At 62.9% G+C, this 25754-nt stretch carries 31 protein-coding genes; 22 read left to right on the forward strand and 9 right to left on the reverse strand.

Translation table 11 applies throughout. From position 1 onward, the window contains the following. Positions 1-33 precede the first annotated feature (33 nt). A complete protein-coding gene (locus Q0478_RS08555) occupies positions 34-1518 on the forward strand; it encodes a leucyl aminopeptidase (protein WP_298678340.1) in 1485 nt (494 codons plus the stop codon). A gap of 3 nt (positions 1519-1521) precedes the next feature. Beyond that, positions 1522-1989 (forward strand): DNA polymerase III subunit chi, encoded by a 468-nt coding sequence (locus tag Q0478_RS08560; protein ID WP_298678341.1) that lies wholly within the window; start codon positions 1522-1524, stop codon positions 1987-1989. On the opposite strand, the gene Q0478_RS08565 is transcribed toward Q0478_RS08560, so the two are convergent. Beyond that, positions 1986-2849: a LysR family transcriptional regulator gene (locus Q0478_RS08565; RefSeq protein ID WP_298678343.1), complete on the reverse strand. Its 864-nt coding sequence runs from the start codon at positions 2847-2849 to the stop codon at positions 1986-1988. The genes Q0478_RS08560 and Q0478_RS08565 overlap by 4 nt on opposite strands. 127 nt (positions 2850-2976) lie before the next feature. Here Q0478_RS08565 and Q0478_RS08570 point away from each other — a divergent pair, with 127 nt between their 5' ends. Further along, entirely contained in the window at positions 2977-4296 is a 1320-nt protein-coding gene (locus tag Q0478_RS08570) for an aminotransferase class I/II-fold pyridoxal phosphate-dependent enzyme (protein WP_298678345.1), read from the forward strand. Positions 4297-4464: 168 nt separating this feature from the next. Here the strand turns inward: Q0478_RS08570 and Q0478_RS08575 are convergent, their stop codons facing one another. The 8 genes from Q0478_RS08575 to secG all read right to left on the reverse strand — a co-directional run bounded on the left by Q0478_RS08575 (position 4465) and on the right by secG (position 12282). Continuing rightward, positions 4465-5766 (reverse strand): FAD-binding oxidoreductase, encoded by a 1302-nt coding sequence (locus Q0478_RS08575; protein ID WP_298678346.1) that lies wholly within the window; start codon positions 5764-5766, stop codon positions 4465-4467. Beyond that, on the reverse strand, positions 5763-7124 hold the full coding sequence (locus Q0478_RS08580; protein ID WP_298678348.1) for a glutamine synthetase family protein: 1362 nt from the start codon (positions 7122-7124) through the stop codon (positions 5763-5765). The genes Q0478_RS08575 and Q0478_RS08580 overlap by 4 nt, the downstream gene beginning before the upstream one ends. Then, on the reverse strand, positions 7121-7810 hold the full coding sequence (locus Q0478_RS08585) for a type 1 glutamine amidotransferase (RefSeq protein WP_298678350.1): 690 nt from the start codon (positions 7808-7810) through the stop codon (positions 7121-7123). Before Q0478_RS08585 ends, Q0478_RS08580 begins: the two co-directional genes overlap by 4 nt. A 59-nt stretch (positions 7811-7869) precedes the next feature. Continuing rightward, positions 7870-9183, reverse strand: coding sequence for a glutamine synthetase family protein (locus Q0478_RS08590; RefSeq protein ID WP_298678352.1), 1314 nt, complete (start codon positions 9181-9183; stop codon positions 7870-7872). A gap of 78 nt (positions 9184-9261) precedes the next feature. Then, on the reverse strand, positions 9262-9708 hold the full coding sequence (locus tag Q0478_RS08595) for a TerB family tellurite resistance protein (protein WP_298678354.1): 447 nt from the start codon (positions 9706-9708) through the stop codon (positions 9262-9264). Between the two features lie 48 nt (positions 9709-9756). Then, entirely contained in the window at positions 9757-10050 is a 294-nt protein-coding gene (locus Q0478_RS08600; RefSeq protein WP_298678356.1) for a DUF1330 domain-containing protein, read from the reverse strand. Between the two features lie 66 nt (positions 10051-10116). Further along, positions 10117-11760 carry a CTP synthase gene (locus Q0478_RS08605; RefSeq protein ID WP_298678358.1) on the reverse strand — a complete coding sequence of 548 codons (1644 nt, stop codon included), beginning with the start codon at positions 11758-11760 and terminating at the stop codon, positions 10117-10119. Positions 11761-11928: 168 nt separating this feature from the next. After that, positions 11929-12282: a preprotein translocase subunit SecG gene (secG, locus tag Q0478_RS08610; RefSeq protein ID WP_298678360.1), complete on the reverse strand. Its 354-nt coding sequence runs from the start codon at positions 12280-12282 to the stop codon at positions 11929-11931. A 390-nt stretch (positions 12283-12672) separates the two neighbouring features. Here secG and Q0478_RS08615 point away from each other — a divergent pair, with 390 nt between their 5' ends. The 19 genes from Q0478_RS08615 to Q0478_RS08705 all read left to right on the forward strand — a co-directional run bounded on the left by Q0478_RS08615 (position 12673) and on the right by Q0478_RS08705 (position 25753). Beyond that, complete coding sequence (locus Q0478_RS08615) at positions 12673-13023, forward strand: DUF6614 family protein (RefSeq protein ID WP_298678361.1); 351 nt, start codon at positions 12673-12675, stop codon at positions 13021-13023. A gap of 148 nt (positions 13024-13171) precedes the next feature. Then, positions 13172-14467 carry an adenylosuccinate synthase gene (locus tag Q0478_RS08620; RefSeq protein WP_298678364.1) on the forward strand — a complete coding sequence of 432 codons (1296 nt, stop codon included), beginning with the start codon at positions 13172-13174 and terminating at the stop codon, positions 14465-14467. A gap of 4 nt (positions 14468-14471) precedes the next feature. Continuing rightward, positions 14472-14732 carry a DUF2842 domain-containing protein gene (locus Q0478_RS08625; protein ID WP_298678366.1) on the forward strand — a complete coding sequence of 87 codons (261 nt, stop codon included), beginning with the start codon at positions 14472-14474 and terminating at the stop codon, positions 14730-14732. 313 nt (positions 14733-15045) lie between these two features. Further along, the gene (locus tag Q0478_RS08630; RefSeq protein ID WP_298678367.1) at positions 15046-16128 is read left to right on the forward strand and encodes an ABC transporter ATP-binding protein; all 1083 of its coding nucleotides are present in this window, start codon (positions 15046-15048) and stop codon (positions 16126-16128) included. Further along, positions 16125-16766 (forward strand): DNA-3-methyladenine glycosylase 2 family protein, encoded by a 642-nt coding sequence (locus Q0478_RS08635; RefSeq protein WP_298678368.1) that lies wholly within the window; start codon positions 16125-16127, stop codon positions 16764-16766. Before Q0478_RS08630 ends, Q0478_RS08635 begins: the two co-directional genes overlap by 4 nt. After that, complete coding sequence (locus Q0478_RS08640; RefSeq protein WP_298678369.1) at positions 16763-17428, forward strand: alpha/beta fold hydrolase; 666 nt, start codon at positions 16763-16765, stop codon at positions 17426-17428. The genes Q0478_RS08635 and Q0478_RS08640 overlap by 4 nt, the downstream gene beginning before the upstream one ends. Positions 17429-17599: 171 nt before the next feature. Beyond that, positions 17600-17989: a hypothetical protein gene (locus Q0478_RS08645; protein WP_298678370.1), complete on the forward strand. Its 390-nt coding sequence runs from the start codon at positions 17600-17602 to the stop codon at positions 17987-17989. Positions 17990-18032: 43 nt separating this feature from the next. Next, the gene (locus Q0478_RS08650) at positions 18033-19259 is read left to right on the forward strand and encodes a terminase family protein (RefSeq protein WP_298678630.1); all 1227 of its coding nucleotides are present in this window, start codon (positions 18033-18035) and stop codon (positions 19257-19259) included. A gap of 112 nt (positions 19260-19371) precedes the next feature. Then, positions 19372-20556 carry a phage portal protein gene (locus Q0478_RS08655; protein ID WP_298678371.1) on the forward strand — a complete coding sequence of 395 codons (1185 nt, stop codon included), beginning with the start codon at positions 19372-19374 and terminating at the stop codon, positions 20554-20556. Then, positions 20549-20851 (forward strand): hypothetical protein, encoded by a 303-nt coding sequence (locus Q0478_RS08660; protein WP_298678372.1) that lies wholly within the window; start codon positions 20549-20551, stop codon positions 20849-20851. Before Q0478_RS08655 ends, Q0478_RS08660 begins: the two co-directional genes overlap by 8 nt. Positions 20852-20872: 21 nt before the next feature. Beyond that, entirely contained in the window at positions 20873-21427 is a 555-nt protein-coding gene (locus Q0478_RS08665) for an HK97 family phage prohead protease (RefSeq protein WP_298678373.1), read from the forward strand. A 34-nt stretch (positions 21428-21461) separates the two neighbouring features. Further along, positions 21462-22655, forward strand: a complete 1194-nt coding sequence (locus Q0478_RS08670) for a phage major capsid protein (RefSeq protein WP_298678375.1) — start codon at positions 21462-21464, stop codon at positions 22653-22655. Between the two features lie 135 nt (positions 22656-22790). Further along, on the forward strand, positions 22791-23390 hold the full coding sequence (locus Q0478_RS08675) for a head-tail connector protein (protein ID WP_298678376.1): 600 nt from the start codon (positions 22791-22793) through the stop codon (positions 23388-23390). After that, positions 23387-23725, forward strand: a complete 339-nt coding sequence (locus Q0478_RS08680; protein WP_298678377.1) for a head-tail adaptor protein — start codon at positions 23387-23389, stop codon at positions 23723-23725. The genes Q0478_RS08675 and Q0478_RS08680 overlap by 4 nt, the downstream gene beginning before the upstream one ends. Further along, a complete protein-coding gene (locus Q0478_RS08685; RefSeq protein WP_298678378.1) occupies positions 23722-24135 on the forward strand; it encodes a DUF3168 domain-containing protein in 414 nt (137 codons plus the stop codon). The genes Q0478_RS08680 and Q0478_RS08685 overlap by 4 nt, the downstream gene beginning before the upstream one ends. Before the next feature lie 27 nt (positions 24136-24162). Beyond that, complete coding sequence (locus tag Q0478_RS08690; RefSeq protein ID WP_298678379.1) at positions 24163-24579, forward strand: phage major tail protein, TP901-1 family; 417 nt, start codon at positions 24163-24165, stop codon at positions 24577-24579. Continuing rightward, a complete protein-coding gene (locus Q0478_RS08695) occupies positions 24579-24911 on the forward strand; it encodes a gene transfer agent family protein (RefSeq protein WP_298678380.1) in 333 nt (110 codons plus the stop codon). Before Q0478_RS08690 ends, Q0478_RS08695 begins: the two co-directional genes overlap by 1 nt. Next, the gene (locus tag Q0478_RS08700; RefSeq protein WP_298678381.1) at positions 24901-25101 is read left to right on the forward strand and encodes a rcc01693 family protein; all 201 of its coding nucleotides are present in this window, start codon (positions 24901-24903) and stop codon (positions 25099-25101) included. Before Q0478_RS08695 ends, Q0478_RS08700 begins: the two co-directional genes overlap by 11 nt. After that, positions 25094-25753 (forward strand): phage tail tape measure protein, encoded by a 660-nt coding sequence (locus Q0478_RS08705; RefSeq protein WP_298678382.1) that lies wholly within the window; start codon positions 25094-25096, stop codon positions 25751-25753. The genes Q0478_RS08700 and Q0478_RS08705 overlap by 8 nt, the downstream gene beginning before the upstream one ends. Position 25754: the final 1 nt, after the last annotated feature.

The following is a 25754-nucleotide window of genomic DNA, read 5'->3' on the forward strand; positions in this document are numbered from 1 at the left end:
CTAGGACTGGAGAAAACCTGATGGGAGAGACACATGGCCGGGCTTGCGACGTTTCGTTTTGAAGAATTGGATCTGGAGGCATTGAGCCTTGTGCAGGGGCGCGTGGCGGTTGTTGCGGGCTTTGACGGCGCGCTGGACAAGGCAGGGCGCCGTGTGGCCCGGCTCACTAAGGGGGCGCTGAAGCGGCTGGTGGAGAGCCCGCGCTTTGAAAAGGCCAAGGAAGGCGAGGTGATCAGCCTTGGCTACCCTTCGGGCATGGCCGCCGAGGCTGTGGATGTGGTGAAGCTTGCGCGCACCGCCAAGGCCGACCTGGCTCGCAAGGCGGGGGTGGCGCTGGCCAAGGCCAAGGGCAAAGCGGCCCTCACGCTCTGCCTTGGCGCGATGCCGCGGGCGGAAGAGGTGATCATGGGGTTGGCGCTGCGGCTCTATGACTTCACCCCGCACAAGACAGCAGAACAGGACGCAGAGGGCGCGATTTTGGTGATGTGCCCCAAACCCGGCGCGCTTGAGGCGGCCACCGCTGCGCCGCTGGCTGTTGCGCGCGGCGTGCATTTCACCCGCGATCTTGTGAACGAGCCAGCCAACCACTTGACCACGACAGAATTTGCCAACCGCTTGGTGGCGCTTGAGAAACTGGGCCTCAAGGTGAAGGTCATGGACGAGGCGGAGCTTGCCAAACTGGGGATGCACGCGCTTTTAAGCGTGGGCCACGGCAGCGCCAGCCCCAGCAAGGTTGTGGTGATGGAGTGGCTGGGCGGCGATAAGGGCGCGGCCCCGCTCGCACTTGTGGGCAAGGGCGTTGTCTTTGACACGGGGGGAATCAGCCTCAAACCTGCCGCTGGCATGGAAGATATGACCATGGACATGGGCGGCGCAGGCACCGTGGCGGGCGTGATGCAGGCCCTTGCCGAGCGCAAGGCCAAGGCCAATGTCATCGGCCTTGTCGGGCTGGTGGAGAACATGCCGAGCGACCGGGCGACACGGCCCGGCGATGTTGTGACCTCCATGAAAGGGGACACCATCGAAGTGATCAACACCGACGCGGAGGGCCGCCTCGTTCTCTGTGATGTGATGTGGTATGCCCAAGAGACCTACAAGCCTGCGGGGATGATCGACCTTGCCACGCTCACCGGCGCGGTGATCATTGCGCTGGGGCATGAGAACACGGGTGTTTTCTCCGACGACGATGCGTTTTGCCAGAGCTTCCTCAAGGCGGCTGCTGCTGAGGGCGAGGGCGCGTGGCGTCTGCCGCTTGGGCAGGGGTATGACGACCAGCTCAAGAGCCGCATTGCCGATATGAAAAACGTGGGCGGGCGGCCTGCCGGCGCGATCACGGCGGCGCAGTTTCTGAAGCGCTTTGTGAAAGAGGGGCAGCCGTGGATTCACCTTGATATTGCGGGCACGGCCAGTGTGAAGGCGCAAACCGCCTATGCAGGGGCGGGCGCGACGGGCTGGGGTGTGATGGCGCTCAACCGTTTTGTGGCCGACACTTTTGAGACCAAGGCAGAGCAGGCCTGAGCCATGGGCAAGGCGATGTTCTACCATCTGACGCGCAGGCCGCTCGAGCAGGCCTTGCCGCAGCTTCTGGAGGCATCGCTGGCGCGCGGCTGGAAGGTGGCCGTGCGCGGGTCTGAGCGCGCACGGCTTGAATGGCTGGACGAAAAGCTCTGGGGCGGGCGGCCCGACAGCTTCCTGCCACATGGGCTTGCGGGCGGGGCGCATGATGCGCTCCAGCCTGTTTTGCTCACCGAAGGGCGCGATAGGCCCAATGGCGCGACCTGCCTGATGGCGATTGACGGCGCGGATGTCACGGCTGAGGAAGTGGCCGAGCTTGAGCGGGTCTGCCTTGTCTTTAACGGCTATGAAGACGAGGCCGTGGCCGCGGCGCGGGGGCAGTGGAAAGCGCTGACAGGGGCGGGCTGTGCCGCCGAATACTGGAGCGAGGAGAGTGGGCGCTGGGAGAAAAAGGCCGAAAGCGCAGGCGCTTAGGAGCTGAGTAGCGCCCCCAGATCATGCGTGGCAGCAGGGCTTTGCTCCAGCACCAGCGCCTTGCCACTTGGCAGGGCCAGATCAAAGGGCGCGACGAGCTCGCCAGTGTCCAGAGCCTGCTGCACCAATGGCAGATGCCCCATCAACACGCCGAACCCTGCCTTGGCATCGGCCACAGCCAGCGCATAGAGCGAATAGCGTGCATGGGCCTGCTCAGACGGCAGGGTGAGGCTTTGGGCCTTGGCCCAAAGTGGCCAATCCTCGCGCCAGCTTTCGTCATGCAGCAGGGTTTCGCCAGTAAGGTCTTGCAGGCTGTTGAGCCGCGCGGCGACAGAAGGCGCGCAGACCGGCACAAGCGCGTCGCGGGCCAGCACGCGTTCCTCTGCTGCCCAGCTGGGGGTGCGTAGAAACAGGCTGCAATCAAACGGGGTGCGGCGCAGATCAGGCGGGGTTTCGAGGGCGTAAACCGAGAGGCTGGCCGCACCCAGGCTGGCGCGGAGCGTGCCAAGACGGGGCTGAAGCCAGAGCTGGGCGATGCTGGGCAGGGTGGCGATATTGAGCACAGGTTTGGGCGCGAGGCTGCGCAGAACGCTTGTGGCCTCGGAGAGCGCATCAAAAGCGGGGGTGAGCGGGGCCAAAAGGGCACGACCCGCCGCTGTGAGCGCAACCCCTTGCGCACGCCGCTCAAACAGCGCTGTGCCGGCCCAAGCCTCGATTTGCTTGATCTGCTGGGAGATTGCGCCCGCTGTGACGGAAAGCTCCTCACCGGCTTTGGCAAAGCTGCCAAGGCGGGCGGCGGCCTCAAAGGCGCGCAGGGCGTTGAGCGGTGGCCCCTTGGGGCGCGGGGGTGTGACTGGCATGAAAGCGACCCTTAGTAAGCTACCCATAGTTTTTCTAAACTCATGCTAGTGGTTTTCTGGTTTGCCGCAAGCGCTGCGCTGGGCCACTGTAAAAGCCAGATCATCGGCTCAGAGAGGGAATGTGAGCATGACATTGCAAAAGCGGAACTGGGTGCCTGAGGTGTGCGAAAGCCTTGTGATGCGTGTGGCAGGCGAGACTGCAAGCGCCCCGTCAGCGGATGTGCTGGCGCGCCTTGAGGGGCTGGCGGAGGAAAACCGGCATATTCACGAGCGTGCTTGCTTCAACCTCAACCCTGCGACCAATGTGATGAACCCGCGCGCTGAGGCGCTTCTGGCCAGTGGCATCGGCTCGCGGCCCTCGCTGGGCTATCCGGGCGACAAATACGAAATGGGGCTGGAGGCGATTGAAGAGATCGAGGTGATCGCTGCCGCGCTCGCCGCCGAGGTGTTTGAGGCCAAGTTTGCCGAGATCCGCGTGCCGTCGGGGGCGATTGCGAACCTCTATGCTTTTATGGCGACTTGCCAGCCCGGCGACACGATCATTGCGCCGCCAGCGGCCATTGGCGGGCATGTCACGCACCACGGCGCGGGCTGTGCGGGGCTTTACGGGCTGCGCATCCTTGAGGCGCCTGTGGCGGCGGATGGCTATACCGTGGATGTGGAGGGCCTGCGCGCTTTGGCGAAGGCAGAAAAGCCCAAGCTGATCACGCTGGGCGGCAGCCTCAACCTTTATGAGCACCCTGTGGCCGAAGTGCGCGGCATTGCCGAGGAGGTGGGCGCGGTCTTGCTGTTTGATGCGGCGCATCAATGCGGGATCATTGCGGGCAAGGCGTGGAAAAACCCGCTTGAACAGGGCGCGCATCTGATGACGATGAGCACCTACAAGAGCCTTGGCGGCCCTGCGGGGGGCTTGATTGTGAGCAATGACGCAGCCCTTGTGGAGCGGCTGGACGCGATTGCCTTTCCTGGGATGACGGCGAATTTTGATGCGGCGAAATCGGCCGCACTCGCCGTGACGCTGCTGGATTGGCGCGACTTTGGGCAGGCCTATGCGCGCGAGATGATCGCGATGGCCGGAGCGCTGGCGGAGGCGCTCAAGGAAGCGGGATTGCCTGTCTTTGAAGGGCGGCATGGGGCGACGCGCAGCCACCAGTTTGCGCTTGAGGCGGGGCGCTTTGGTGGCGGGCAGGCGGCGAGCAAGACGTTGCGGCAAGCGGGCTTTCTGGCCTGCGGGATCGGCCTGCCTGCAAAGCCTGTGGCGGGGGATATGAACGGGCTGAGGATCGGCACGCCGGAACTTGTCCGCTGGGGCATGACGGCGGCGGATGCGCCGCGGCTGGCCGGGTTGATCGCGCGCGGGCTGACGGGGACTGACGCCGAAGCTGTCGCACGCGAGGTGGCGGCGTGGCGCGCAGAGTTTGACCGCGTGCATTTTGTGAACGGGTAGCTTCGTCGCGCTGCGCGCGCCGACCCGCTGGGGGCGCTGCCCCCTAGATGCAAAGCCTTGGCTTTGCATCATTCCCCCGTTTTGTGGGGGCCTGCCCCCAACACGCAGGCATAGTGGGGGCCAGCCCCCACACCCCCGGGATATTTAGAGCAATAAGAAAGGGGGCAGTCAGACGCCGAGGCGGTCGCGCAGGGCATACCATGTCATGGCGAGTGTGAGCAGCGGGGTGCGCAGGGCTGGCCCGCCCGGGAAGGGCGTGTTTGGGATGCGCGCCATGGTGTCAAAGCCCGCCGATTGGCCGGCGATGGCCTCGGCCATGAGTTTGCCGGCGTGGGTGGCTGTGCCCACACCGTGGCCCGAGTAGCCCGAGGCGGAGAGGATGTTTTGACCGACGCGGGCGAGATAGGGCAGGCGCTTCATGGTGATGGCGAGGGTGCCGCCCCATGCGTGATCAAAGCGCACGTTTTTGAGGTGCGGGAAGATGTCGGCCATGGGTTTGCGCACGGTTTTGTCGATGTCAGGGAAGCGGTAGCCATAGCTTTCACCGCCGCCAAAGAGCAGGCGGTTGTCCGCACTCAGACGGAAGTAGTTGACCACGAATTTGCTGTCGGCCACGGCGATGTCGCGGGTGAGCACGCGGGCGGCATCTTCGCCCAGAGGCTCGGTGGCAATGATGAAATTGTTGATCGGCATGACGCGGCCCGCGACGCGGCGGTTGAGCCCGCCGAGGTATCCGTTGGCGGCGAGGATGACATGGTCGGCCAGCACGCGGCCTGTGTCACAGCGGACCTCGGCTTTGGGGCCTTCCTTGATGGCCTGCACATGGGTGTTTTCATAGAAGGTGACCCCCGCCGCTTCACAGGCGCGTGCGAGGCCAATGGCGAAGTTGAGCGGGTGCAGATGGGCCGCACCCATATCAAGCGAGCCGCCCTGATAGCGCGGTGAGGGGCAGATTGCGTGCAGCTCTTCGGGGCTAAGCGCCTCGATTTGGTCATAGCCATAGCGGGTTTGCAAATGCGCAACATAGGCGTGTTCATGGGCCCGCTCGGAGGCGCTGAAGCCGGCATGGGCGATGCCGGGTTTCAGATCACAGTCGATTTTGTGCTTTTTGATCAGATGTTTGACGAGGTCTTTGGCCTCTTCGGCGAGCTGCCAGAGCTTGAGCGCATCCTCCGGGCCGACCATTTTTTCAAGCTGAGTCTGCTCTTGGCGCTGGCCGGAGCCGAGCTGGCCCCCGTTGCGCCCGGAGGCGCCAAACCCGGCTTTATGCGCCTCGATGAGGGCCACAGAATAGCCGCGCTCAGCCAGATGCAGCGCCGCGGAGAGCCCGGTGAAGCCTGCGCCCACAACACAGACATCGGCGCGCGCCGTGCCCTTCAGCGGGGCGGCGGGGGTGCGCGCAGGCGCTGTGGCGGCATACCAACTGGGCGGGAAGGCGCCTTTTTTATCGTTTGAATAGAGCAGGTTCATACGTTGAGCAGCAAATGTTCTCGCTCCCAGGGCGAAATGACGCCGAGAAACTCTTCATATTCGGCGCGTTTGACAATGGAATAGACCCGGGCGAACTCGGGGCCGAGAATTTCATGGAGCGCGCTGCTGTCATCAAACAGATCCAAAGCGGCCCCCATTTCGCGCGGGATGTCCTCATCGCCCTCATAGGCATCGCCTTTGAACTGCTTGTCCGGGCGCTTTTCCTCGTTGAGGCCAATAAGGCCGCAGGCAAGTGAGGCGGCTATGCCCAGATAGGGGTTGCAATCCATGCCGGCAAGACGGTTTTCAACCCGCCGTGCCGAGGGGCTGGACAGGGGAACGCGGATGCCTGTGGTGCGGTTGTCGCGGCCCCATTCAAGATTGATGGGCGCGGCGTGGTCGCGCACGTAGCGGCGATAGGAGTTTACATAGGGGGCGATCACCGCAATGGCCGCCGGCAAGTGGTTTTGCAGCCCTGCGATAAAATGGAAGAATGCATCTGTCTCCCCGCCCTGTGGGCCGGAAAAGATATTCTGCCCGCTCTCCTTGTCGAGCACCGAATGGTGGATGTGCATGGCCGAGCCCGGCTCATCGGCAATCGGTTTGGCCATGAAGGTCGCGAAGCAATCATGGCGCAGCGCCGCCTCGCGGATCAGCCGTTTGAAGAAGAAGACCTCATCGGCGAGCTTCACAGGGTCGCCATGGAGCAGGTTGATCTCGAGCTGGCCCGCGCCGCCTTCCTGGGTGATGCCGTCGATCTCAAAACCCTGGGCCTCGGCGAAATCATAGATGTCATCTATCACCGGGCCGAACTCGTCTACAGCTGTCATGGAATAGGCCTGACGGGCGGCGGCCGGGCGGCCGGAGCGGCCCATCATCGGCTCGATTTTCTTGGCCGGGTCAATGTTGCGGGCCACGAGAAAGAACTCCATCTCGGGCGCGACCACCGGCTCCAGCCCTTGCTTGCGATACAGCTCGACCACGCGCTTGAGCACGTTGCGCGGGGCAAATTCGATCGGGTTGTTCTTGCGGTCATAGGCGTCATGGATGACTTGCAAGGTCCAGTCGCCGGTCCAAGGGGCGGCGGTGGCGGTGTCCATGTCGGGCTTGAGGATCATGTCACGTTCGATGAAGCCATCATCGCCCGCAGCTTCCCCCCAATCGCCTGTGATGGTTTGATAAAAGATGCTGTCGGGCAGGTGAAAATAGGTCTGCCGTTTGAACTTGCTGGCCGGCACGGCCTTGCCCCGGGCGATTCCCGGCAGGTCGGAGATGATGCATTCGACCTCGTCCAGCCGCCGCCCTTCGAGGTAGGCTTGCGCGGCCTCGGGGAGGCCCTTTGTCCAGTCGTCGCTCATGCTGTGGCCTCTGCTGTCTGGCGTTTGAGGTGGGCCACCATCATGTCGCGGAAGGCCCCGCGCTGTGTCGGGGATTGCAGTGCAGATTTCGCTTCTGCGATCTGCGCCGGTGGCACGGCTCCGCCACGGTGTTCGATCAACCCGCGGATGACGCCTGCGCCAAACTCGGGGTGAGGCTGAATGGTGAGAATGCGCTCGCCGATCATCAGCACAGCGTTTTCGCAAAAGGCGTTGCCCCCCAGCACGCGGGTGTTTGGCGGCAGTGCAACGACCTGATCCTGGTGCCAGGCATTGATGGAGAGCGCTTTGCCCTCGATGGTATAGGTCTGCCGCCCGACGGCCCAGCCGCCTGCGAATTTCTCGACCTTGCCGCCAAGCGCCTGAGCGATGATCTGATGGCCAAAGCAGACCCCGACAAGCGGCTGGCCTGCGGCCGCGATCTCGCGGATGAGCGCTTCTAGCGGCGCAATCCAGGGGTGATCCTCATAGGCGCCGTGCTTTGAGCCGGTGATGAGCCAGGCCTCGGCCATATCGGCCCCCTCGGGGAACTGGCCGTCGACCACGTTGAATGTTTCAAATGTGAAGCCCTCGCCAGCAAGCAGGGCGCGGAACATGGCGTCGTAATCGCCTTCTGTTTTCAGAAGCTCGTCAGGCGCATGGCCTGTTTGCAAAATACCAATTTTCATGGGTCACCTATTTGATCAAACTCAGCCTATTGCGCGCCAAGGGCCAAAGCAAGAGGGGCTTACACGGTTTCTAGATATGTCTTCCAGTGCTCGTCGGCGGGGATGTCGGCCAGCAGGCGCAGCTCCTGGCGCTTTGTCATCACAAGGTTCTCAACCAGCCGCGGGTGGAAGATCCGGGCGATGAGCGGGTCTGTCTCAAACAGCTCTATGGCATCGGCCCAATTTGTCACCAGCTCGGGGTGATTTCCCTCATAGGCGTTGCCGGTGATGGGGGCGGGCGGCTCGGCTTGGCGCTCGATCCCGTCCATCGCCGCGCCCAGAACGGCTGCGAGATGCAGGTAGATGTTGGTGTCGCCCCCGGCAATGCGGTGTTCAATGCGCCGCCCGGCCGGCGGGCCCGCGGGAATGCGGATGGCGGCGGTGCGGTTTTCATAGCCCCAGCAGACGGAAATGGGCGCGTGCTCGCCCGGCACGATACGGTCATAGCTTGGGCCATGGGGCGCAAAGACCAGCGTTGAGGCGCGCATGGCCTCAAGGCAGCCTGCCACCGCGTGGCGCAGGGTGTCGTTGCCTGTCTCGCTGCCATCGTCGAACACATTTTGCCCGGCACTGTCGACCACCGAAAAATGCACATGCAGCCCGGTGCCCGCATCTGCCGCAAAGGGCTTGGGCATGAAGGTGGCGGCCATGTTGTGCAGTCGGGCAATGCCCTTGACCATGGATTTGAAAAGCCAGGCGTTGTCGGCGGCTTCCAGCGCATCACGGTGGTTGATATCGATCTCAAACTGGCCGGTGCCGACTTCGCTGATGGCGGTTTGGGCGGGGATATCCATCACATCACAGGCGCGGTAAAGCGCGTTGAAAAAGGGCTCAAAGGCATCCAGCTCGGCGAGCGAGAGGATATTGGCCCCGACAAGCGGGCGGCCTGTGCGCGGGTTTTTCACCGGGACGGGGACATCACCGGAATCATCCACCAGATAAAACTCCATCTCCGCCGCGGCGCGCACCTCCCAGCCGCGTGCGGCATAGCGCTCCAGCACCCGCTCAAGCGCACGGCGCGGATCGCCCTCAAAGGGGGTCTGGTCTTCTTTGAGCATGGTGGCGGGCATGAGGTAGGCGTCATCCGACAGCCAGGGCATGGGCACTGCGCCGCGCCCCGTGGGCTGCATGTAGCCGTCGCGGTCGCCTGTTTCAAACACCAGCGGGTTGTTGTCGATGTCGGCGCCCCAGATGTCGACATTGAGCACAGACAGCGGCATCCGCACGGCGCCGTTCTCGACTTTGCGCATGTAATCGGCGGGCAAGCGCTTGCCGCGCATCCTGCCGTTGAGGTCGGAGGCTGCAATGCGAAGGGAGCTTAGGTCGGGTTGCATGGGGGCGCCATAATTTGATCAAATCTTGAGGCAAGATGCCAGAAGCCCCCCCATCAGCGCAAGAGTTTTGATTGCAGATCAGCGTGAAGGCGCTTCTGTGGCGCGCTGGCGGGCCAGATGGCTGTCGCGATCAGACACACCAAGCAGGTTGGCCACCATGCGCAAGAGCGCGTCTTCATGTTGGTCGCGCTGCGCATCGGCGAGCACGACCGACCAGAGCGCTTGGATCACGGCGGAGCGCTCTTCATAGGGCACGGCGTCTTTGATCACCCGGGTGAAGCGCACCGTGTCAGGGGCCTCGGCCTCCAGCGCTTCGGCCTCGCGGCGCAACGCCTGAGCGGCGGGCAGATCAAACCCGTAACGCTCTGTCAGGATCTGGTCGATCCGGGCCACCTCGCGCGCGTCATACTCAAAATCAGCCCGTGCAACCCGCACCAGAAGAGCCGCGAGCGCCAAGCGGGCTTCTGCGTCGGAGAAACTGACATCCTCTTTTGAAAACAGGGTCTTGAGAAGAGATTTTATCATTGACTATCTGCCTTCTGAGGTCGTGTTTGCGCTTTGGGTGCGGGCTGCTTAGCCGTCATAGCCCTTGACGATCACCATATCACCCTCAGAAACCGCCTTGCGGATGTCGATGGCGGCTTGATAGGCGGGGCTTTCATAGCAGGCCACGGCGGCCTCGTAGCTTGGAAATTCGATCACAACGGTGCGGCTGCGCACAGAGCCCTCACGCACCTGCTGCTCACCGCCGCGCACCAGAAAGCGCGCGCCGAACTCGGCAAAAGGGGCGGCGTTGGCGGCTTTGTATTTCTCGTAGACTTGCGGATCTGCGACATCGACATGGGCAACCCAATAGGCTTTGGTCATGGTTTTTTCTCCCGTTTGGCCTGCGAGGCTGCGGCGAAAGGCTCTGCCAGTCAAGCCTTACGCGGCCTATACCAGCCTTGATGTCTCAACAGCGGCACGCACGAAATCGGCAAATAGCGGATGCGGTGCGAAGGGCTTGGACTTGAGCTCCGGGTGGAACTGCACGCCGATGAACCACGGGTGATCGGACCATTCCACGATCTCGGGCAGGCGGCCATCGGGCGACATCCCGGAGAATTTCAGGCCGCAAGCTTCGAGCTGGTCGCGGTATTTGACATCGACTTCATAGCGGTGGCGGTGGCGCTCTTCGATGGCTGTGCCACCATAGACCTGCGCCACTTTGGAGCCCTGAGACAAGGTGGCGTCATAGGCGCCAAGGCGCATGGTTCCGCCTTTGTCGTCGCTCTCTTTGCGGGTGACGGTGTAGTTGCCTTGCACCCATTCTTTCAAGTGGTAAACCACTGGTTCAAAACGCTTTTTACCGGCTTCATGGTCAAACTCCTCTGAGCCGGCGTCTTTGATCTTGGCCACGTTGCGCGCGGCTTCGATGACCGCCATTTGCATCCCGAGGCAGATGCCGAGATAGGGCACTTTGCGCTCGCGGGCGAACTGCGCCGCTTTGATCTTGCCCTCTGTGCCGCGCTCGCCAAAGCCGCCGGGCACGAGGATCGCGTGGTAGCCTTCAAGGTGGGGCGCGGCATCGCCCTTATCGAAAACTTCGGCATCGACCCAGTCGACATTTACTTTCACACGGTTGGCCATGCCGCCGTGCATGAGCGCTTCCTTGATCGACTTATAGGCGTCTTCAAGCTGCGTATATTTGCCGACGATGGCGATATTCACCGCGCCGTCGGTATGGGTGATGCGCTCTTTCACATCCTCCCAGACTTTCAGCTCGGGCTTGGGCGCAGGGCTGATCTGGAAGGCATCCAGCACCGCCTGGTCAAGGCCGACCTGATGATAGGCCAGCGGCGCCTCGTAGATCGAGCTCAGATCATAGGCGGGAATCACCGCCTCGGGGCGCACGTTGCAAAAGAGCGCGATTTTGGCGCGCTCTTTTTCGGGGATGATCTGCTCGGAGCGGCAGACCAGCACATCCGGTTGAAGACCGATGGAGCGCAGCTCCTTGACGGAGTGTTGGGTCGGTTTTGTCTTCAATTCGCCGGACGCCGCAAGATAGGGCAAAAGGGTTAAGTGCATGAAAATGCACTGTCCGCGCGGGCGCTCCTGGGAAAACTGGCGAATCGCTTCAAAGAAGGGGAGGCCCTCGATATCGCCCACCGTGCCACCGATTTCACAGAGCATGAAATCGACCTCGTCATCACCGATGCCTATGAAGTCTTTGATTTCATTGGTGACATGGGGGATGACCTGAATGGTTTTGCCCAGATAATCGCCGCGGCGCTCTTTTTCGAGCACGGTGGAGTAGACGCGCCCGGAGGAGACCGAGTCTGTCTTGCGCGCGGCGACGCCTGTGAAGCGCTCGTAATGGCCCAGATCAAGGTCGGTTTCCGCCCCGTCATCTGTCACGAAAACCTCGCCGTGCTCAAAGGGCGACATCGTGCCCGGATCAACATTGAGATAGGGGTCAAGTTTGCGCAACCGCACGGAAAAGCCACGGGCCTGCAAGAGCGCGCCAAGCGCGGCCGAGGCCAGCCCCTTGCCCAGCGAGGAGACCACACCGCCCGTGATAAAAATATAGCGTGCCATGTTGGAAGGACCCCCGTGAAAGCTTTTGGTTTTCGCTCAAAAATGCTCAGAGGCGGCCTGTAAAGACCGCATCATCACGGGATTTGAGTGATAGTAGATTCGCCCCGACTTGGCAATGCAGCCGCAACATAATGTTGCAATTATTCGCGCCGGGGCAATGTGTTGTGGTCAGTCGGCCGAGGGCACCAGCGGCGCGTCATCCCCTTCGGCGGGGGGCAACAGCGTGTCAGCGCTGGCCGGCGCGGCCTCGGGCTCGGGCACTGTGACATCGCCGAGGCGGTCGATCACCGAGCCGCCGGCTGATTTCTGCGCCGCGATGATGGTCAGCGAAATGGAGGTGCAAATAAAGGCAATGGCCAGAATCCAGGTGAGCTTGCCCATGGCGGTTGCCGCTGCGCGCCCAGAGACACTGCCGCCACCGCCGCCCATGCCCAGCCCACCGCCTTCAGAGCGCTGCAAAAGCACCACGCCAATGAGCGCCAAAGCCAAAAAGAGATGGACGATAAGAACGACGTTTTCCATGAAATGTCCGATGCCTGAGACTGGTCTGGGCGGGTTTTAGGGCAACTGCCCAAGGCGCGCAACCCGTGATCTTGGCCTGGCCGGGTGCAAAACGGGCGCAAGACGGGTGCAAAACAAGATTACCATCGGCTTAACGCTGCGCAGCGCATGGTTAACAGGGCCGGGCGGCCCGCCAGCGGGGGGGTGAAACGCGTGCACATCGCGTGCACCGGGCGTGCACCGGGCAAAACCGGATGTGTTCAGGAAAAATTCATCAATTCAGCGCACGCAGGCGCGGGCGCGTTCATGATTTTTTAACAGGTTTTGGCCCTGCGGCAGTGCGCGGCTTAACGGATTGGGAACTTCTTTGTGCCACCCTCTGGGAACAGGAACAGGGAGAGACGACCTATCATGAACCTTTATCACTGCTCGATTGATCTGCGCGACACGGCCAAAGCACTGGCCTTTGCGGCGGCCGTAGACAGCTGGATGGCGCATCTCAAAGCGCATGGGGCGATCCTGTCGTGGCATCTGTGCCGGCGCAAGCTTGGCTTTGGCGCGCCTCGAGCGCGGGATTTCCTGCTTCAGATCGAGGTGGAAGACATGACCCAGCTGGACCGCGCCTTTCGCTTTACCGGCACCGCAGATGAGCAGATTGAACGGCTCTACACCACCGTGCACCAGATGGTGGGGGAGGTGGATATTGCCTTGTATCGCCCCTTTCCCGATGCGGAGCGCGCCGAGCGCATGGCGCTCATTTGAGCGGCGCAACCGGGTTTGGCGGCGGCGCGCTACTGATTTTGGCCGCTTCTTTGGCGCTGCGGCGAATTTGCAGTTTCGCCCACGCGCGCAGCCGTATATACGAGCGCGGGTTTGACAGAGAACTCGCAGCGAAACCAAGGGGGCCGGTATGGCGAATGTGGTGGTTGTCGGCGCACAATGGGGCGACGAGGGCAAGGGCAAGATTGTAGACTGGCTGAGCGAGCGCGCAGATGTGATTGCGCGCTTTCAGGGCGGGCACAATGCGGGCCATACGCTTGTCATTGATGGCAAGGTATATAAGCTGCATGCACTGCCTTCGGGTGTGGTGCGCGGCGGCAAGCTCTCGGTGATTGGCAACGGGGTTGTTCTGGACCCTTGGCACCTTCTGAACGAGATCGAGACGGTGCGCGCGCAGGGGGTAGAGATCAGCCCCGAGACGCTGATGATTGCCGAAAACACGCCGCTCATTCTGCCGATTCACGGCGAGCTGGACCGCGCGCGCGAAGAGGCCGCGAGCAAGGGCACGAAGATCGGCACGACGGGGCGGGGCATTGGCCCGTGCTATGAAGACAAGGTGGGCCGGCGCGCTGTGCGGGTGGCAGACCTGGCCGATGAGGCCACGCTGATTGCGCGGGTGGACCGCGCGTTGCAGCACCATGACCCGCTGCGCAAGGGCCTTGGCATTGCGCCTGTGGACCGTGACGGGCTGATTGCCGCGCTCAAGGCGATTGCGCCGCAGATTTTGCCCTATGCCGCGCCTGTCTGGAAAGTGCTCAACGAAAAGCGCAAGGCCGGCAAGCGCATCTTGTTTGAGGGGGCGCAGGGCGCGCTTCTGGACATCGACTTCGGCACATATCCTTTTGTGACCTCTTCCAATGTGATTGCGGGGCAGGCGGCGACGGGGGTGGGCATTGGCCCTGGCAGCATTGATTTTGTGCTGGGGATTGTGAAAGCCTATACCACCCGCGTGGGCGAGGGGCCTTTCCCCACCGAACTGGAGGATGCGGACGGCCAGCGGCTGGGCGAGCGCGGCCATGAATTTGGCACAACCACGGGGCGCAAGCGTCGCTGCGGCTGGTTTGACGCTTGTCTTGTGCGCCAGACCTGCGCGACCAGCGGTGTGAACGGGATTTCGCTCACCAAGCTGGATGTGCTCGACGGTTTTGAGACGCTCAAGATCTGTGTCGGCTACGAGCTGGACGGTGAGCGGCTGGACTATCTGCCGACCGCCGCGGAAGCGCAGGCGCGCTGCACGCCGATCTATGAGGAGATGAAGGGCTGGAGCGAGAGCACCGAGGGCGCGCGCTCCTGGGCTGATCTGCCTGCGGAGGCGATCAAATATGTGCGCCGCGTGGAAGAGCTGATCGACTGCCCGGTGGCGCTTTTGAGCACAAGCCCGGAGCGTGACGACACGATCCTTGTCACCGACCCGTTTGCGGATTGAGCGGATGTTTGACTCGCTGAGTTTCAAAGCGCGCCGCTGGCTGGCTGTTCTGGTGCTGGTCATTGGGATGCCGGTCTATATTGTGCTGGCTGTCACGGCTGTGAACTGGCTTGAGGCGCTTGTCGGGCGCTTGCCCTTGCTGATCGAGCTGGTCGTTTATGTGGCGCTTGGGATGATCTGGATCTTGCCGTTCAAGGGGCTGTTCAAGGGGATTGGCAAGCCTGACCCGGATGCAGAGCCAATAAAATGGGATGACGAGATCTGAGGCTTTGCGCGGCCTTTGGCACCGACATCAGGCTTTGCGCTGCCTGCGGCATCTGCTTAAGGTTTTGCGCTGCCTGCGGCATCGCGGGGGGGCGGGCGCGCCCCTTCGGGCCGCGCCCGCCAGGGGCGCTTGACGCACTCCGGAGCGCTTGGGGCGCTGTCGGGATTTGGATATTTGTAGCAATAAGAAAGAGCTGTGTCTGGAAGTGGCCCGCGCTTGGCTTGCGAGGCGCGCGCGGGGCTGGTAGGACTGGCTTAATCCCGATGAAAATCATCGGATACCCTGAGTTTGAGAGCAAAAGGCAGATCCTCTGATGCAGACACCTCCGCGGCTTGATGTGCGCAATCTCAAGCGCGCCTTTGAGGGGCGCGTTGTGGTGGATGATGTGTCGCTCACGATCCAGCCTGGGCAGGTGACCTGTCTTTTGGGGCCTTCGGGCTGCGGGAAATCGACCACGCTGCGGATGATTGCGGGCGTGGACATGCAGGACAGTGGCGAGATTTTTGTCGATGGTCAGCTGATTTGCGACACGGTGTTTCGGGTGCCTCCCGAGCGGCGGCACACGGGGCTGATGTTTCAGGATTTTGCCCTGTTTCCACATTTGAGCGTGGCCGAGAATGTGGCTTTTGGCCTGTCGGGCAGGCGCGAGGAAAAAACCAAGCGGGTGCGTGAGCTTTTGGCGCGGGTGGGGTTGGCGCGCTTTGAGGAGAGCTATCCGCACGAGCTTTCGGGCGGGGAGCAGCAGCGGGTGGCGCTGGCGCGCGCCTTGGCCCCGCGGCCGCGGCTGATGCTGATGGATGAGCCTTTTTCGGGGCTGGACAACCGTTTGCGCGACGAGATCCGCGACGAAACCCTGGATGTGCTCAAGCAGGAGGATACGGGGGTTTTGCTGGTGACCCACGAGCCGGACGAAGCCATGCGCATGGCAGATGAGATTGCGCTCATGCGCCAGGGGCGGATTGTGCAGCGCGGTGCGCCTTACAATATTTACAACGCCCCTGTGGACAAGCAGGCTGTTGGCTTTTTTAGCGATATCAACGTGATAGAAGGCACGGTGCGTGGGGCTTTGACGCAGACGCCGTTTGGGCAGTTTCTGGCGCCGGGCGTGGCGGACGGGCAGGAGGTTGAAATTGTCATCCGCCCGCAGCACTTCAAGATTGATTTTGACCGCGAGGGGCGTGGGCCCAACCCGACGCCGCAAGATGGCACGGCGGCGCGCGGGGTGGTGGAGCGCGCGCGGTTCATGGGCAACGAGAGCCTTGTGGAATTTCGCATGGACCATGACGGCTCCAAGCTGCGCGTGACGGTGCCGAATGTTTTTTTGCCCAGTGTGGGCAAGCCGCTTTGGCTCACAATCCGGCGTGATAGGTGTTTTGTCTTTCCCAAGGGCGCATGAGCGCGCCGATGGATGAGCGTGTCATCTCTGGTGCGGGCTGTGTGGCCGAGGGTGCGGCATGGCTTGTGGCACAGGATGCGCGCCTTGCAGAGGCCTATGGTGCGACCGGGCCGTTGCCGCTGCGCTTGAAGCCGGAGGGCTTTGCGGCCCTTTTGAATGCGATTGTCAGCCAGCAGGTGAGTGTGGCGAGTGCCCGCGCGATCTGGGGGCGTTTGCAGGCGGCGGGCTGTGACAGGCCCCACGCTGTGGCGTGCATGGGACTTGAGGACTTGCAGGCGCTGGGGCTGAGCCGGCAAAAGGCGGCATATGCCAAGGCGCTGGCGGCGGCGGATATCGACTTTGCGGCGCTGCGCAGCCTGCCAAGCGAGGCTGTGATCAAGCGGCTGGTGGCTGTGCGGGGCATTGGTGTCTGGACGGCGCAGATTTATGCGATGTTCAGCCTCGGGCGGGCGGATGTCTTTGCGCCCGGGGATTTGGCGCTTCAGGAAGCGGCGCGGCTGCTGTACGGGCTTGCAGAGCGGCCCAAGGAGCGCCAGATGAGCCAGATGGCTGAGCGCTGGTCTCCTTGGAGAGCGGTTGCGGCGCGGCTGCTCTGGGCCTATTACAAAGAAATCAAAGACCGTGAGGGGACCCTATGACACGCGCATTGCAAGCCAACCGAAGAGAGCCGGTTTCCGGCGAGACCCGATCCGTCGTTGTCTTTTTACATGGATACGGGGCGAACGGCGCCGATTTGCTCGGGCTGGCCGACCCGTTGGGCGAGCATTTGCCGGACACCTTGTTTGTGGCGCCCGATGCGCCGGAGGCCTGTGCCGGTGCGCCGATGGGGTTTCAGTGGTTTCCGATTCCCTGGATTGACGGCTCCTCCGAAGAGGAGGCCGAGCGCGGCATGATGGCGGCAGCCGAGGATCTGAACGCTTTTCTGGACGGTATTTTGGTGGAGGAAGACTTGTTGCCCGAGCAGATGGCCCTATTCGGCTTCAGCCAGGGCACGATGATGGCGCTGCATGTTGCGCCGCGCCGCGAGGAGGAGCTGGCCGGGATTGTGGCGTTTTCGGGCCGATTGCTTGCGCCGGAGGAGCTTGGCGAGGCGGCGTTGAGCAAGCCCCCGATCTTGCTGGTGCATGGGGATCAGGATGATGTCGTCTTGCCCCAGAGCTTGCCGGAAGCCGCGCAGGCGCTTCAGGTTGCGGGCTTCAAAGAGGTCTATGCGCATATCATGAAGGGCACGGGCCACGGGATCGCTCAGGATGGCCTGTCAGTTGCGCTGGCGTTTTTGCGCGACAAGGCTGGCTTTTAAGGCTCTGAAATAAAACAAAATTAAGACTTTGTTAACCCGAGCGTGCGCCGCTCGGGCAAGTCTATTTACGCGCTGTAAGCAGCTCGCTAGCCTTTTGGGGCAGGCAGAATGCTGGGCGCGCTGCGCAGTGTTCATGCCGGGCGGAGGCAGACCACATGAGGCGCATACCCTATGAGCAATTACTCTCCGAACGCTGCGGGCCCGAGTCTGGATCAGAGCTTGGATCAGAGCTTGGGCCAAAGCTTGAGCCAGTCTGTTGCGGCCCTTGTTCTCGAACTGACACGCATGAAACACGATCTGACGGCGCTGCGCGCGCGCATGGTGGGGCCGGCGACAAGCCTTCAGCCCCGCGAGGCGCTCTTTTCTCTGGAAGAGATTGCGCAATGGATCGGGATCGCCCTGGAAATGGAGCAAACCTATGACAAGCATACCCGCAGAACATCTGTCGACAGCCGAGCCCGCGCGCTCGACCTTGACGCCGCGCGCCTTAGCATCGGCGGCAAGCTGGATCGTCTCCGAGCCGCCCAGCGTGCAGAGCGCCTTCCTGAATGCGCTGACTGAAGACGAGCTGCTCGCCCTGCCTTTTCTGTTTTCGTTTTGGGCCATGCCGCACCAGCTTGCACCGGAGGGGGATTGGACCCGCTGGGTGATTATGGGCGGGCGCGGTGCGGGAAAGACCCGTGCGGGGGCGGAGTGGGTGCGCAGCCTTGTGGAAGGGGCCGGGCCGCAGGACGCTGGGCGTTGCCGCCGCATTGCGCTGGTGGGTGAGACCGTGGCGCAGGTGCGCGAGGTCATGGTGTTTGGCGAGAGCGGGCTGCTGGCCTGCTCGCCGCCGGACCGCCGCCCCGAATGGCAAGCGAGCCGCCGCCAGCTCTTGTGGCCCAACGGCGCTGTGGCGCAGGTGTTTTCGGCCCATGACCCCGAGGCCTTGCGGGGGCCACAGTTTGATGCGGCGTGGGTTGATGAGCTGGCCAAGTGGAAAAAGGCCCGCGAGACTTGGGATATGCTCCAGTTTGGCTTGCGCTTGGGGGCGCATCCGCAGGTCTGCATCACCACGACGCCGCGCAACATCGGGCTGCTCAAGGAGCTGCTGGAAGCGGATGGCACGGTGGTGACGCAGGCTGCGACAGAAGCCAATAAAGCCAATCTTGCCAAGAGCTTCCTGGACGCTGTTCAAGCGCGATATGCGGGCACGCGGCTGGGCCGGCAAGAGCTTGACGGGGTGCTGCTCGAGGAGACCGAGGGCGCGCTTTGGACCCCGGCGCGCCTTGAGGCGGCCCGCTTGCGCGAGATGCCCCAGATGAGCCGGATCGTGGTGGCGGTGGACCCGCCGGTCAGCGGCACGGCCCGCTCGGACGCCTGTGGCATTGTCGTCGCCGGTGTCGTGGCCGAGGGGCCGGTGCAGGACTGGCGCGCCTATGTGCTGGAAGACGCCAGCGTGGAGGGCGCCAGTCCGATGGGCTGGGCGGAGGCGGCGGTGGCGGCGATGCACCGCTGGGGCGCGGAGCGCATGGTGGCCGAGGTCAACCAGGGCGGCGACCTCGTGGAGCAGGTGATCCGGCAGGTGGACCCGTTGATTTCCTTGCGCAAAGTCCATGCCTCCAAGGGCAAGAGCGCCCGGGCAGAGCCGATCGCGGCGCTGTATGAGCAGGGGCGCGTGCATCACTTCACCGGGCTTGCCAAGCTGGAAGACGAGATGTGCCAGCTCACGCTGCACGGCTTTCACGGCAAGGGCAGCCCCGACCGCACAGATGCGCTTGTCTGGGCGTTGTGGGAGCTGATGATTCTGCCGGCCAAAGCCCGTCTGAACCCGCAGGTGCGCACGCTCTAGTTAAGAGTTCTTAAACTTTTCACCTCATCTTCCTGTCAAAGCTTCACGGCGGGTTTCACATAAGCTTTGCCGCGTAACACACAGGTTTGATTTTATAAATCGGGAGTAAGACATGGCCGTATTTGATTTTTTTCGCAAGCCCCAGCCTGAGGCGCTCCAGCAGAAGGCCAGCGCTGCGGCCTCTGTGATCGGCTGGCATGGCAGCGGCCGTGTGGCCTGGAGCCCACGCGACACAGGGAGCCTCACGCGGATCGGCTTCACGGGCAACCCTGTCGGGTTTCGCTGTGTGAAGATGATTGCCGAGGCGGCATCTGCGCTGCCGGTTGTGTTGCAGGACTTTCAGCGCCGCTATGAAGAACACCCCGTGCTCGCGCTGTTGCGCAAGCCCAATTTTGCACAGGGGCGTGCGGAGCTTTTGGAGGCGCTTTACGGCCAGCTCCTGCTCACCGGCAACGCCTATCTGGAAGCGGCGGGCGGGGACGGCGGTTTGCCCTCTGAGTTGCATGTGCTGCGCAGCGACCGGATGAGCCTTGTGCCCGGGCGCGACGGCTGGCCTGTGGCCTATGATTACACCGTGGGCGGCAAGACGCACCGTTTCCAGATCAGCCAGGGCGCACCGGCGATCTGCCACATCCGCAATTTCCATCCGCAGGATGACCATTATGGCTTTTCGCCCATGCAGGCGGCGGCGCAGGCGGTGGATGTGCACAATTCGGCCTCGCGCTGGACAAAGGCGCTGCTGGACAATGCCGCACGGCCTTCGGGGGCGATTGTTTACCGTGGGGCCGACGGGCAGAGCGGGTTGAGTGCCGACCAATACGACCGCCTCGTCAGTGAGATGGAGGCGAACTACCAAGGCGCGCGCAATGCGGGGCGGCCGATGTTGCTGGAGGGCGGGCTTGATTGGAAGCCCATGGGCTTTTCGCCCTCTGACATGGAATTTCAGAAAACAAAGGAGGCGGCGGCGCGCGAGATTGCGCTGGCCTATGGGGTGCCGCCGATGCTGCTCGGCATTCAAGGGGATGCGACCTATGCCAACTATCAGGAAGCCAACCGCGCCTTTTATCGCCTCACGGTCTTGCCGCTGGCGGCCCGGGTGACAGCCAAGCTGGCGGATTGGCTGGGGGCTTTGGGCGCTGAGGGGTTTGAGCTCAAGCCGGATCTCGATCAGGTGCCCGCACTTGCCGCGGAGCGCGATGCCCAATGGGCGCGGGTGAGCGGGGCGGATTTTCTGAGCGAGGCCGAGAAGCGACGGCTTTTGGGGCTGCCCGCTTTGGGGGAGGACACCGATGAGTGATCTTGGCCCGCAAGAGGCTGTTCTTGAGGCAATGCTGCCCTATGAGGGCTACCGCGCCATGCTGCGCCATATCGAGAAGCGGCTCACTTCGCTCGAGCTCAGCGTTGCGGCGATGGAGACAGAGCGCGCGGTGAGTGAAGAAAAGCGCAAGTTCATGGTGGCACGGTTCAACCAGATCGACACCCGGCTTGACAAGATCGACGGTCATATCGCGCGGCTTGTCTGGCTGATCATCGCAGCCATTCTGGGCGGGTTCATGTCGTTTGTCATGCAAGGCCCCCTCATGCCCGGCTGAGGGCGCAATTAGGAGAGAGTAATGAGTTATCAAACTGAGATTGAGCGCAAATTCTGCCGGCTTGGCGAGCAGATCACCGTGACGGAGGGGCGCTGTATCGAAGGCTATGCGAGCCTGTTTGGCACCTGTGACCAGGGCGGGGATGTTGTGGCCAAGGGCGCGTATGGCGCGAGCCTAAAGGCGCTGGCCGCAGAGGGGCGGCGCGTGAAAATGCTTTGGCAGCATGACCCGGCCCAGCCGATCGGGATCTGGGACGAGGTGCGCGAAGACGCCCGCGGGCTCTTTGTAAAGGGCCGCTTGCTGGACAGCACCCAGAAGGGCCGCGAGGCGGCGGCGCTCATCGAGGCGGGGGCGATTGACGGGCTCTCTATCGGATACCGCACCAAAAAGGCGGGCAAGACAGACAAGGGCCAGCGGCTCTTGACGGAACTGGAGCTTTGGGAGGTGTCGCTTGTGACCTTCCCGATGTTGCCCAGTGCGCGGGTTGCAGCCAAGGGCGAGCGCCTTGAGGCCGTGGCCCTGCGCAATATGGCGGCGGCCATCAGGGATGCGCGCCAGGAGCTGGCGCAAGACTGACGCGCTGAAACAGTAACCAGAAAGGAAACTCTGCATGAGTGACACCCAGTTTGAAACTCGGGCGAAGGCTCGGGGCGGGGAAGCTGTGTCTTCCGCACCTGAAACGAAATCGGCAGCTGATGATTTCATGAGCGAATTCAACGGCTTTCAAAGCGACATTGTGAAGCGACTTAAACAACAGGAAGAGCGACTGACCATGCTTGATCGGAAAACACAAACCCACAAACGCCCTCACCTTGCCCGCGCGGCAGAGCTTGAGGCGCCTCACCAGAAGGCCTTTAACGCCTATTTGCGCTCCGGCGATGATGACGGGTTGCGCGGCCTTGAGCTGGAGGGCAAGGCGATGTCTTCGGCTGTTGCGGCAGATGGCGGCTACCTTGTTGACCCTGAGACCAGCGAGAGCATCCGCTCGGTTCTGGAGAGCACCTCGTCGATCCGCGCGGTGGCCAATGTGGTGCAGGTCGAGGCGACAAGCTTTGATGTGCTTGTCGACCACTCCGATGTGGGCGCGGGCTGGGCGACAGAGACCGACCCGACCAGTGAGACAGGCACGCCGCAGATCGACCGGATCACCATCCCGCTGCACGAGCTTTCGGCCCTGCCCAAGGCGAGCCAGCGTCTGCTGGATGACAGTGCCTTTGACATTGAGGGCTGGCTTGCGGGCCGTATTGCCAACAAGTTTGCCCGCTCTGAAGCGGCGGCTTTCATCAACGGCAACGGTGTGGACAAGCCCACGGGGATGCTGACGCACCCCACGGTGGACAACGACAGCTGGAGCTGGGGCAACATCGGCTATGTGCCCACGGGTGTTGCGGGGGATTTTGACGGCGGCGAAGCTGTGATTGACCTCGTTTATGCGCTGGGCGCGCAATACCGCGCCAATGCGAGCTTCGTGATGAACTCCAAGACGGCCGGCGCCGTGCGCAAGCTCAAGGATGCGGATGGCCGCTTTTTGTGGTCAGACGGTCTGGCGGCGGGCGAGCCTGCGCGCCTTCTCGGTTATCCTGTGCTGATTGCCGAGGATATGCCCGATGTGGCCGCAGACGCGATGGCGATTGCCTTTGGCGATTTCAACGCCGGCTATACGGTGGCCGAGCGCCCCGATTTGCGGGTGCTGCGTGACCCCTTCAGCGCCAAGCCGCATGTTCTGTTTTATGCAACCAAACGTGTGGGCGGCGATGTGAGCGATTTTGCAGCGATCAAGCTGCTGAAATTCGCCACCTCGTGAGGCTGAAGGACGGGGGCGGGCCGACCGCCCCCGACTGCGCGCGGCACAGCACAGCCTTTTGCCAAGCTTTGTCCCCTCCGCCTTGGCAGGTGGGGTGCCGCGCGCTCCCTGGAGGCGCAATTTTGGAGAGACTCCATGATGTTAACTGAAGAAACCGCAGTGCCCACCGCGGCCTTGCCCGTGGACGCCTTCAAAGCGCATTTGCGCCTGGGCACGGGCTTTGCCGAGGACACATTGCAAGAGCCTGTGTTGGCCAGCTTTCTGCGTGCCGCCATCGCGGCCATCGAAGCGCGCACCGGCAAGATTTTGATTGAGCGCGATTTTTCCTGGCTGCTCAACGGCTGGCGTGACGACACCGGGCAAGCGCTGCCTGTCGCCCCTGTGACCGCGCTGAGCGAGGTTGTGTTTATCAACCGCAGCGGGGCTGAAACGCCACTGGCGGCACATTTTTACCGGCTGGCCGAAGATATGCAGCGCCCCAAACTCACGCCTGTGGCGGGAGTGCTGCCGGCTGTGCCCACGGGCGGCGCTGTGCGGATCGGTTTTCGCGCGGGCTATGGCCCGAGCTGGGAGGATTTGCCCGCAGATCTTGCGCAGGCGGTGTTGCTGCTGGCGGCCTATTATTACGAATACCGCAATGAAACCAGCGTCGGCGAGGGCTATATGCCCTTCGGTGTGAGCTCGCTGATCGAGCGTTACCGCACCGTGCGGCTGTTTGCGGGGGCAGGGCAATGAGCGTGCCCCGGTTGAACCGCCAGCTTGTGCTTCAAAACCCTGTGCGTATGCCCGATGGCGCGGGCGGTTTTACCATCAGCTGGCAGCCTTTGGGCACGCTTTGGGCCGAGGTGAGCGCACGCACGGGGCGTGAGACACAGGGCGAGGCCGTGCCGCTTTCCAGCGTGGCTTACAAGATCCGCCTGCGTGCCAGCCCGATTGGCCATGAGATGCGCCCCAAGCCGGAGCAGCGCTTTGTGGAAGGCAGCCGCGTGTTTCGCATTGAGGCCGTGGTGGAGGATGATCTGACGGGGCGGTTTCTGACCTGTCTGGCTCAAGAGGAGGTTGTGGCATGAGCTACGGTGTATCTTCCGCCCTTCAGGCGGCGGTCTATCAGGCGCTGATTTCAGACGCGGACCTGGCCGCGCTTGTGGGCACGGCGATTTATGATGCGCTCCCCTCGGGCAGCCTGCCGGCCACCTATGTGGCTTTGGGCCCTGAAAATGTGCTCGACAGCTCGGACAAGAGCGGGGCGGGCGCTTTGCATCTCTTCACCGTTTCGGTGGTGACGGACAGTGCGGGCTTTCAGGCGGCCAAGGATGTGGCGGGGCGGGTGAGCGATGTGCTTGTGGATGCACCTTTGGTGCTGGCCCGTGGCAGCCTCATTTACCTCGGATTTGACCGTGCCAGCGCCACCCGCGAGGGCACAGGCGCGACGCGGCGGATTGATCTGCGCTTTCGCGCTGGCGTGCAAGACGACGACTAAACAACAGACAACATTGGAGATTTTCCCATGACGGCACAGAACGGCAAAGAACTTCTGATCAAGATCGACCTGACGGGCGACGGCCAGTTTGAAACCATCGCGGGGCTGCGCGCCACGCGACTGAGCTTCAATGCGCAAAGCGTGGATGTGACCAGCCTTGAGAGCGCCGGGGGTTGGCGCGAAATTCTCGGCGGCGCGGGGGTGAAATCGGCCTCCCTCTCGGGGTCGGGCGTGTTCAAGGATGCGGCGAGCGATGAGCGCGCGCGCCAGATTTTCTTTGATGGCGAGACACCTGATTTTCAGGTGATCATCCCGGATTTCGGCAGGATCGAAGGCGCGTTTCAGCTGGCGTCCATCGAGTATTCGGGCAGCTACAACGGCGAGGCAACCTATGAGCTTTCGCTGGCCTCCGCCGGCCAGCTCAGCTTTGTGGCTGCCCTGTGATGGGCAACCCCTTTGCCTCTGAGGTGGCGCTTGTCATGGATGGCGAGCGCCGCGTGCTCAAGCTCACGCTCGGCGCGCTGGCCGAGCTTGAGACGGCCATGGGCGAAGACACGCTTGTCGCGCTTGTGGGCCGCTTTGAGGCGGGCAGTTTTTCCAGCCGTGATGTCATGAAGCTGATCGTGGCAGGCTTGCGCGGCGGCGGCTGGCAGGGGCGCGCCGAGGACTTGCTGCACGCCGAGATCGCCGGTGGGCCGATGGCCGCGGCGCGGGCGGCGGCGCTTTTGCTGGCGCGCGCCTTCATGCTGCCCGAGGGGGCGGACAATGCGCTTTGACTGGGCCGAACTGCTCCGGCTGGGGCTGACCCGGCTGGGCCTGAGGCCAGCGGAGTTCTGGGCGCTGACGCCTGTGGAGCTGATGCTGCTGCTCGGGCCACAAGCGGGCTTGCGCCCGATGGATACAACCGGGCTTCAGGCGCTGCTTGAGGCTTATCCCGACATGAAAAACGAGGCCAAAGATGAGTGATTTTGATGCGCTGGACGATATGGAGCTGAAGGCCGACGCCCTGGAGCAAAGCTTGGGCGCGGCGGCCAGCATGGCGGCGAGCTTTGATGCAGAGCTAAAGCGCGTGCGGGCAAGCTTCTCGGAGACGGGGCAGGAAGTGGCCACGCTGGAAAAGGGGCTTTCACGCGGGCTCAAGCGCGCGGTGGACGGCGTGGTGCTGGACGGGGCCAAGCTTTCAGATGTGCTCGGCACGGTGGCGCAATCCATGATCAACGCCTCTTATTCGGCGGCTGTGAAGCCTGTGACCGACCATTTTGGTGGGCTGATTGCCAATGGCATCGGCGGGCTGATGGGCGGGCTTTTTCCCTTTGAGAAGGGCGCCAGCTTTGCGCAAGGACGCGTGATGCCCTTTGCCAATGGCGGGGTTGTGAACAGCCCTGTGGCCTTCCCCATGCGCGGCGGCACGGGGCTGATGGGCGAGGCGGGGCCAGAGGCGATTATGCCGCTGGCGCGCGGCTCGGACGGTAAGCTCGGTGTCAAGGCCGAGGCAGGGCGCGCCATCAATGTGGTGATGAATATCAGCACGCCCGATGCCGAGAGCTTCCGCCGCTCCCAGAGCCAGATCGCTGCGCAGATGGGCCGTGTGCTCGCCCGTGGCAACCGCAACAGATAGG

The sequence above is a fragment of the uncultured Lentibacter sp. genome, assembly GCF_937123735.1.
Classification (GTDB): Bacteria; Pseudomonadota; Alphaproteobacteria; order Rhodobacterales; family Rhodobacteraceae; genus Lentibacter.

Excerpts from the sequence above, each read along its gene's own strand:
- Q0478_RS08555 (WP_298678340.1), top strand. The coding sequence starts at position 34 with ATGGCCGGGCTTGCGACGTTTCGTTTTGAAGAATTGGATCTGGAGGCA.
- Q0478_RS08560 (WP_298678341.1), top strand. The coding sequence starts at position 1,522 with ATGGGCAAGGCGATGTTCTACCATCTGACGCGCAGGCCGCTCGAGCAG.
- Q0478_RS08565 (WP_298678343.1), bottom strand. The coding sequence starts at position 2,849 with ATGCCAGTCACACCCCCGCGCCCCAAGGGGCCACCGCTCAACGCCCTG.
- Q0478_RS08570 (WP_298678345.1), top strand. The coding sequence starts at position 2,977 with ATGACATTGCAAAAGCGGAACTGGGTGCCTGAGGTGTGCGAAAGCCTT.
- Q0478_RS08575 (WP_298678346.1), bottom strand. The coding sequence starts at position 5,766 with ATGAACCTGCTCTATTCAAACGATAAAAAAGGCGCCTTCCCGCCCAGT.
- Q0478_RS08580 (WP_298678348.1), bottom strand. The coding sequence starts at position 7,124 with ATGAGCGACGACTGGACAAAGGGCCTCCCCGAGGCCGCGCAAGCCTAC.
- Q0478_RS08585 (WP_298678350.1), bottom strand. The coding sequence starts at position 7,810 with ATGAAAATTGGTATTTTGCAAACAGGCCATGCGCCTGACGAGCTTCTG.
- Q0478_RS08590 (WP_298678352.1), bottom strand. The coding sequence starts at position 9,183 with ATGCAACCCGACCTAAGCTCCCTTCGCATTGCAGCCTCCGACCTCAAC.
- Q0478_RS08595 (WP_298678354.1), bottom strand. The coding sequence starts at position 9,708 with ATGATAAAATCTCTTCTCAAGACCCTGTTTTCAAAAGAGGATGTCAGT.
- Q0478_RS08600 (WP_298678356.1), bottom strand. The coding sequence starts at position 10,050 with ATGACCAAAGCCTATTGGGTTGCCCATGTCGATGTCGCAGATCCGCAA.
- Q0478_RS08605 (WP_298678358.1), bottom strand. The coding sequence starts at position 11,760 with ATGGCACGCTATATTTTTATCACGGGCGGTGTGGTCTCCTCGCTGGGC.
- secG (WP_298678360.1), bottom strand. The coding sequence starts at position 12,282 with ATGGAAAACGTCGTTCTTATCGTCCATCTCTTTTTGGCTTTGGCGCTC.
- Q0478_RS08615 (WP_298678361.1), top strand. The coding sequence starts at position 12,673 with ATGAACCTTTATCACTGCTCGATTGATCTGCGCGACACGGCCAAAGCA.
- Q0478_RS08620 (WP_298678364.1), top strand. The coding sequence starts at position 13,172 with ATGGCGAATGTGGTGGTTGTCGGCGCACAATGGGGCGACGAGGGCAAG.
- Q0478_RS08625 (WP_298678366.1), top strand. The coding sequence starts at position 14,472 with ATGTTTGACTCGCTGAGTTTCAAAGCGCGCCGCTGGCTGGCTGTTCTG.
- Q0478_RS08630 (WP_298678367.1), top strand. The coding sequence starts at position 15,046 with ATGCAGACACCTCCGCGGCTTGATGTGCGCAATCTCAAGCGCGCCTTT.
- Q0478_RS08635 (WP_298678368.1), top strand. The coding sequence starts at position 16,125 with ATGAGCGCGCCGATGGATGAGCGTGTCATCTCTGGTGCGGGCTGTGTG.
- Q0478_RS08640 (WP_298678369.1), top strand. The coding sequence starts at position 16,763 with ATGACACGCGCATTGCAAGCCAACCGAAGAGAGCCGGTTTCCGGCGAG.
- Q0478_RS08645 (WP_298678370.1), top strand. The coding sequence starts at position 17,600 with ATGAGCAATTACTCTCCGAACGCTGCGGGCCCGAGTCTGGATCAGAGC.
- Q0478_RS08650 (WP_298678630.1), top strand. The coding sequence starts at position 18,033 with ATGCCGCACCAGCTTGCACCGGAGGGGGATTGGACCCGCTGGGTGATT.
- Q0478_RS08655 (WP_298678371.1), top strand. The coding sequence starts at position 19,372 with ATGGCCGTATTTGATTTTTTTCGCAAGCCCCAGCCTGAGGCGCTCCAG.
- Q0478_RS08660 (WP_298678372.1), top strand. The coding sequence starts at position 20,549 with ATGAGTGATCTTGGCCCGCAAGAGGCTGTTCTTGAGGCAATGCTGCCC.
- Q0478_RS08665 (WP_298678373.1), top strand. The coding sequence starts at position 20,873 with ATGAGTTATCAAACTGAGATTGAGCGCAAATTCTGCCGGCTTGGCGAG.
- Q0478_RS08670 (WP_298678375.1), top strand. The coding sequence starts at position 21,462 with ATGAGTGACACCCAGTTTGAAACTCGGGCGAAGGCTCGGGGCGGGGAA.
- Q0478_RS08675 (WP_298678376.1), top strand. The coding sequence starts at position 22,791 with ATGATGTTAACTGAAGAAACCGCAGTGCCCACCGCGGCCTTGCCCGTG.
- Q0478_RS08680 (WP_298678377.1), top strand. The coding sequence starts at position 23,387 with ATGAGCGTGCCCCGGTTGAACCGCCAGCTTGTGCTTCAAAACCCTGTG.
- Q0478_RS08685 (WP_298678378.1), top strand. The coding sequence starts at position 23,722 with ATGAGCTACGGTGTATCTTCCGCCCTTCAGGCGGCGGTCTATCAGGCG.
- Q0478_RS08690 (WP_298678379.1), top strand. The coding sequence starts at position 24,163 with ATGACGGCACAGAACGGCAAAGAACTTCTGATCAAGATCGACCTGACG.
- Q0478_RS08695 (WP_298678380.1), top strand. The coding sequence starts at position 24,579 with ATGGGCAACCCCTTTGCCTCTGAGGTGGCGCTTGTCATGGATGGCGAG.
- Q0478_RS08700 (WP_298678381.1), top strand. The coding sequence starts at position 24,901 with ATGCGCTTTGACTGGGCCGAACTGCTCCGGCTGGGGCTGACCCGGCTG.
- Q0478_RS08705 (WP_298678382.1), top strand. The coding sequence starts at position 25,094 with ATGAGTGATTTTGATGCGCTGGACGATATGGAGCTGAAGGCCGACGCC.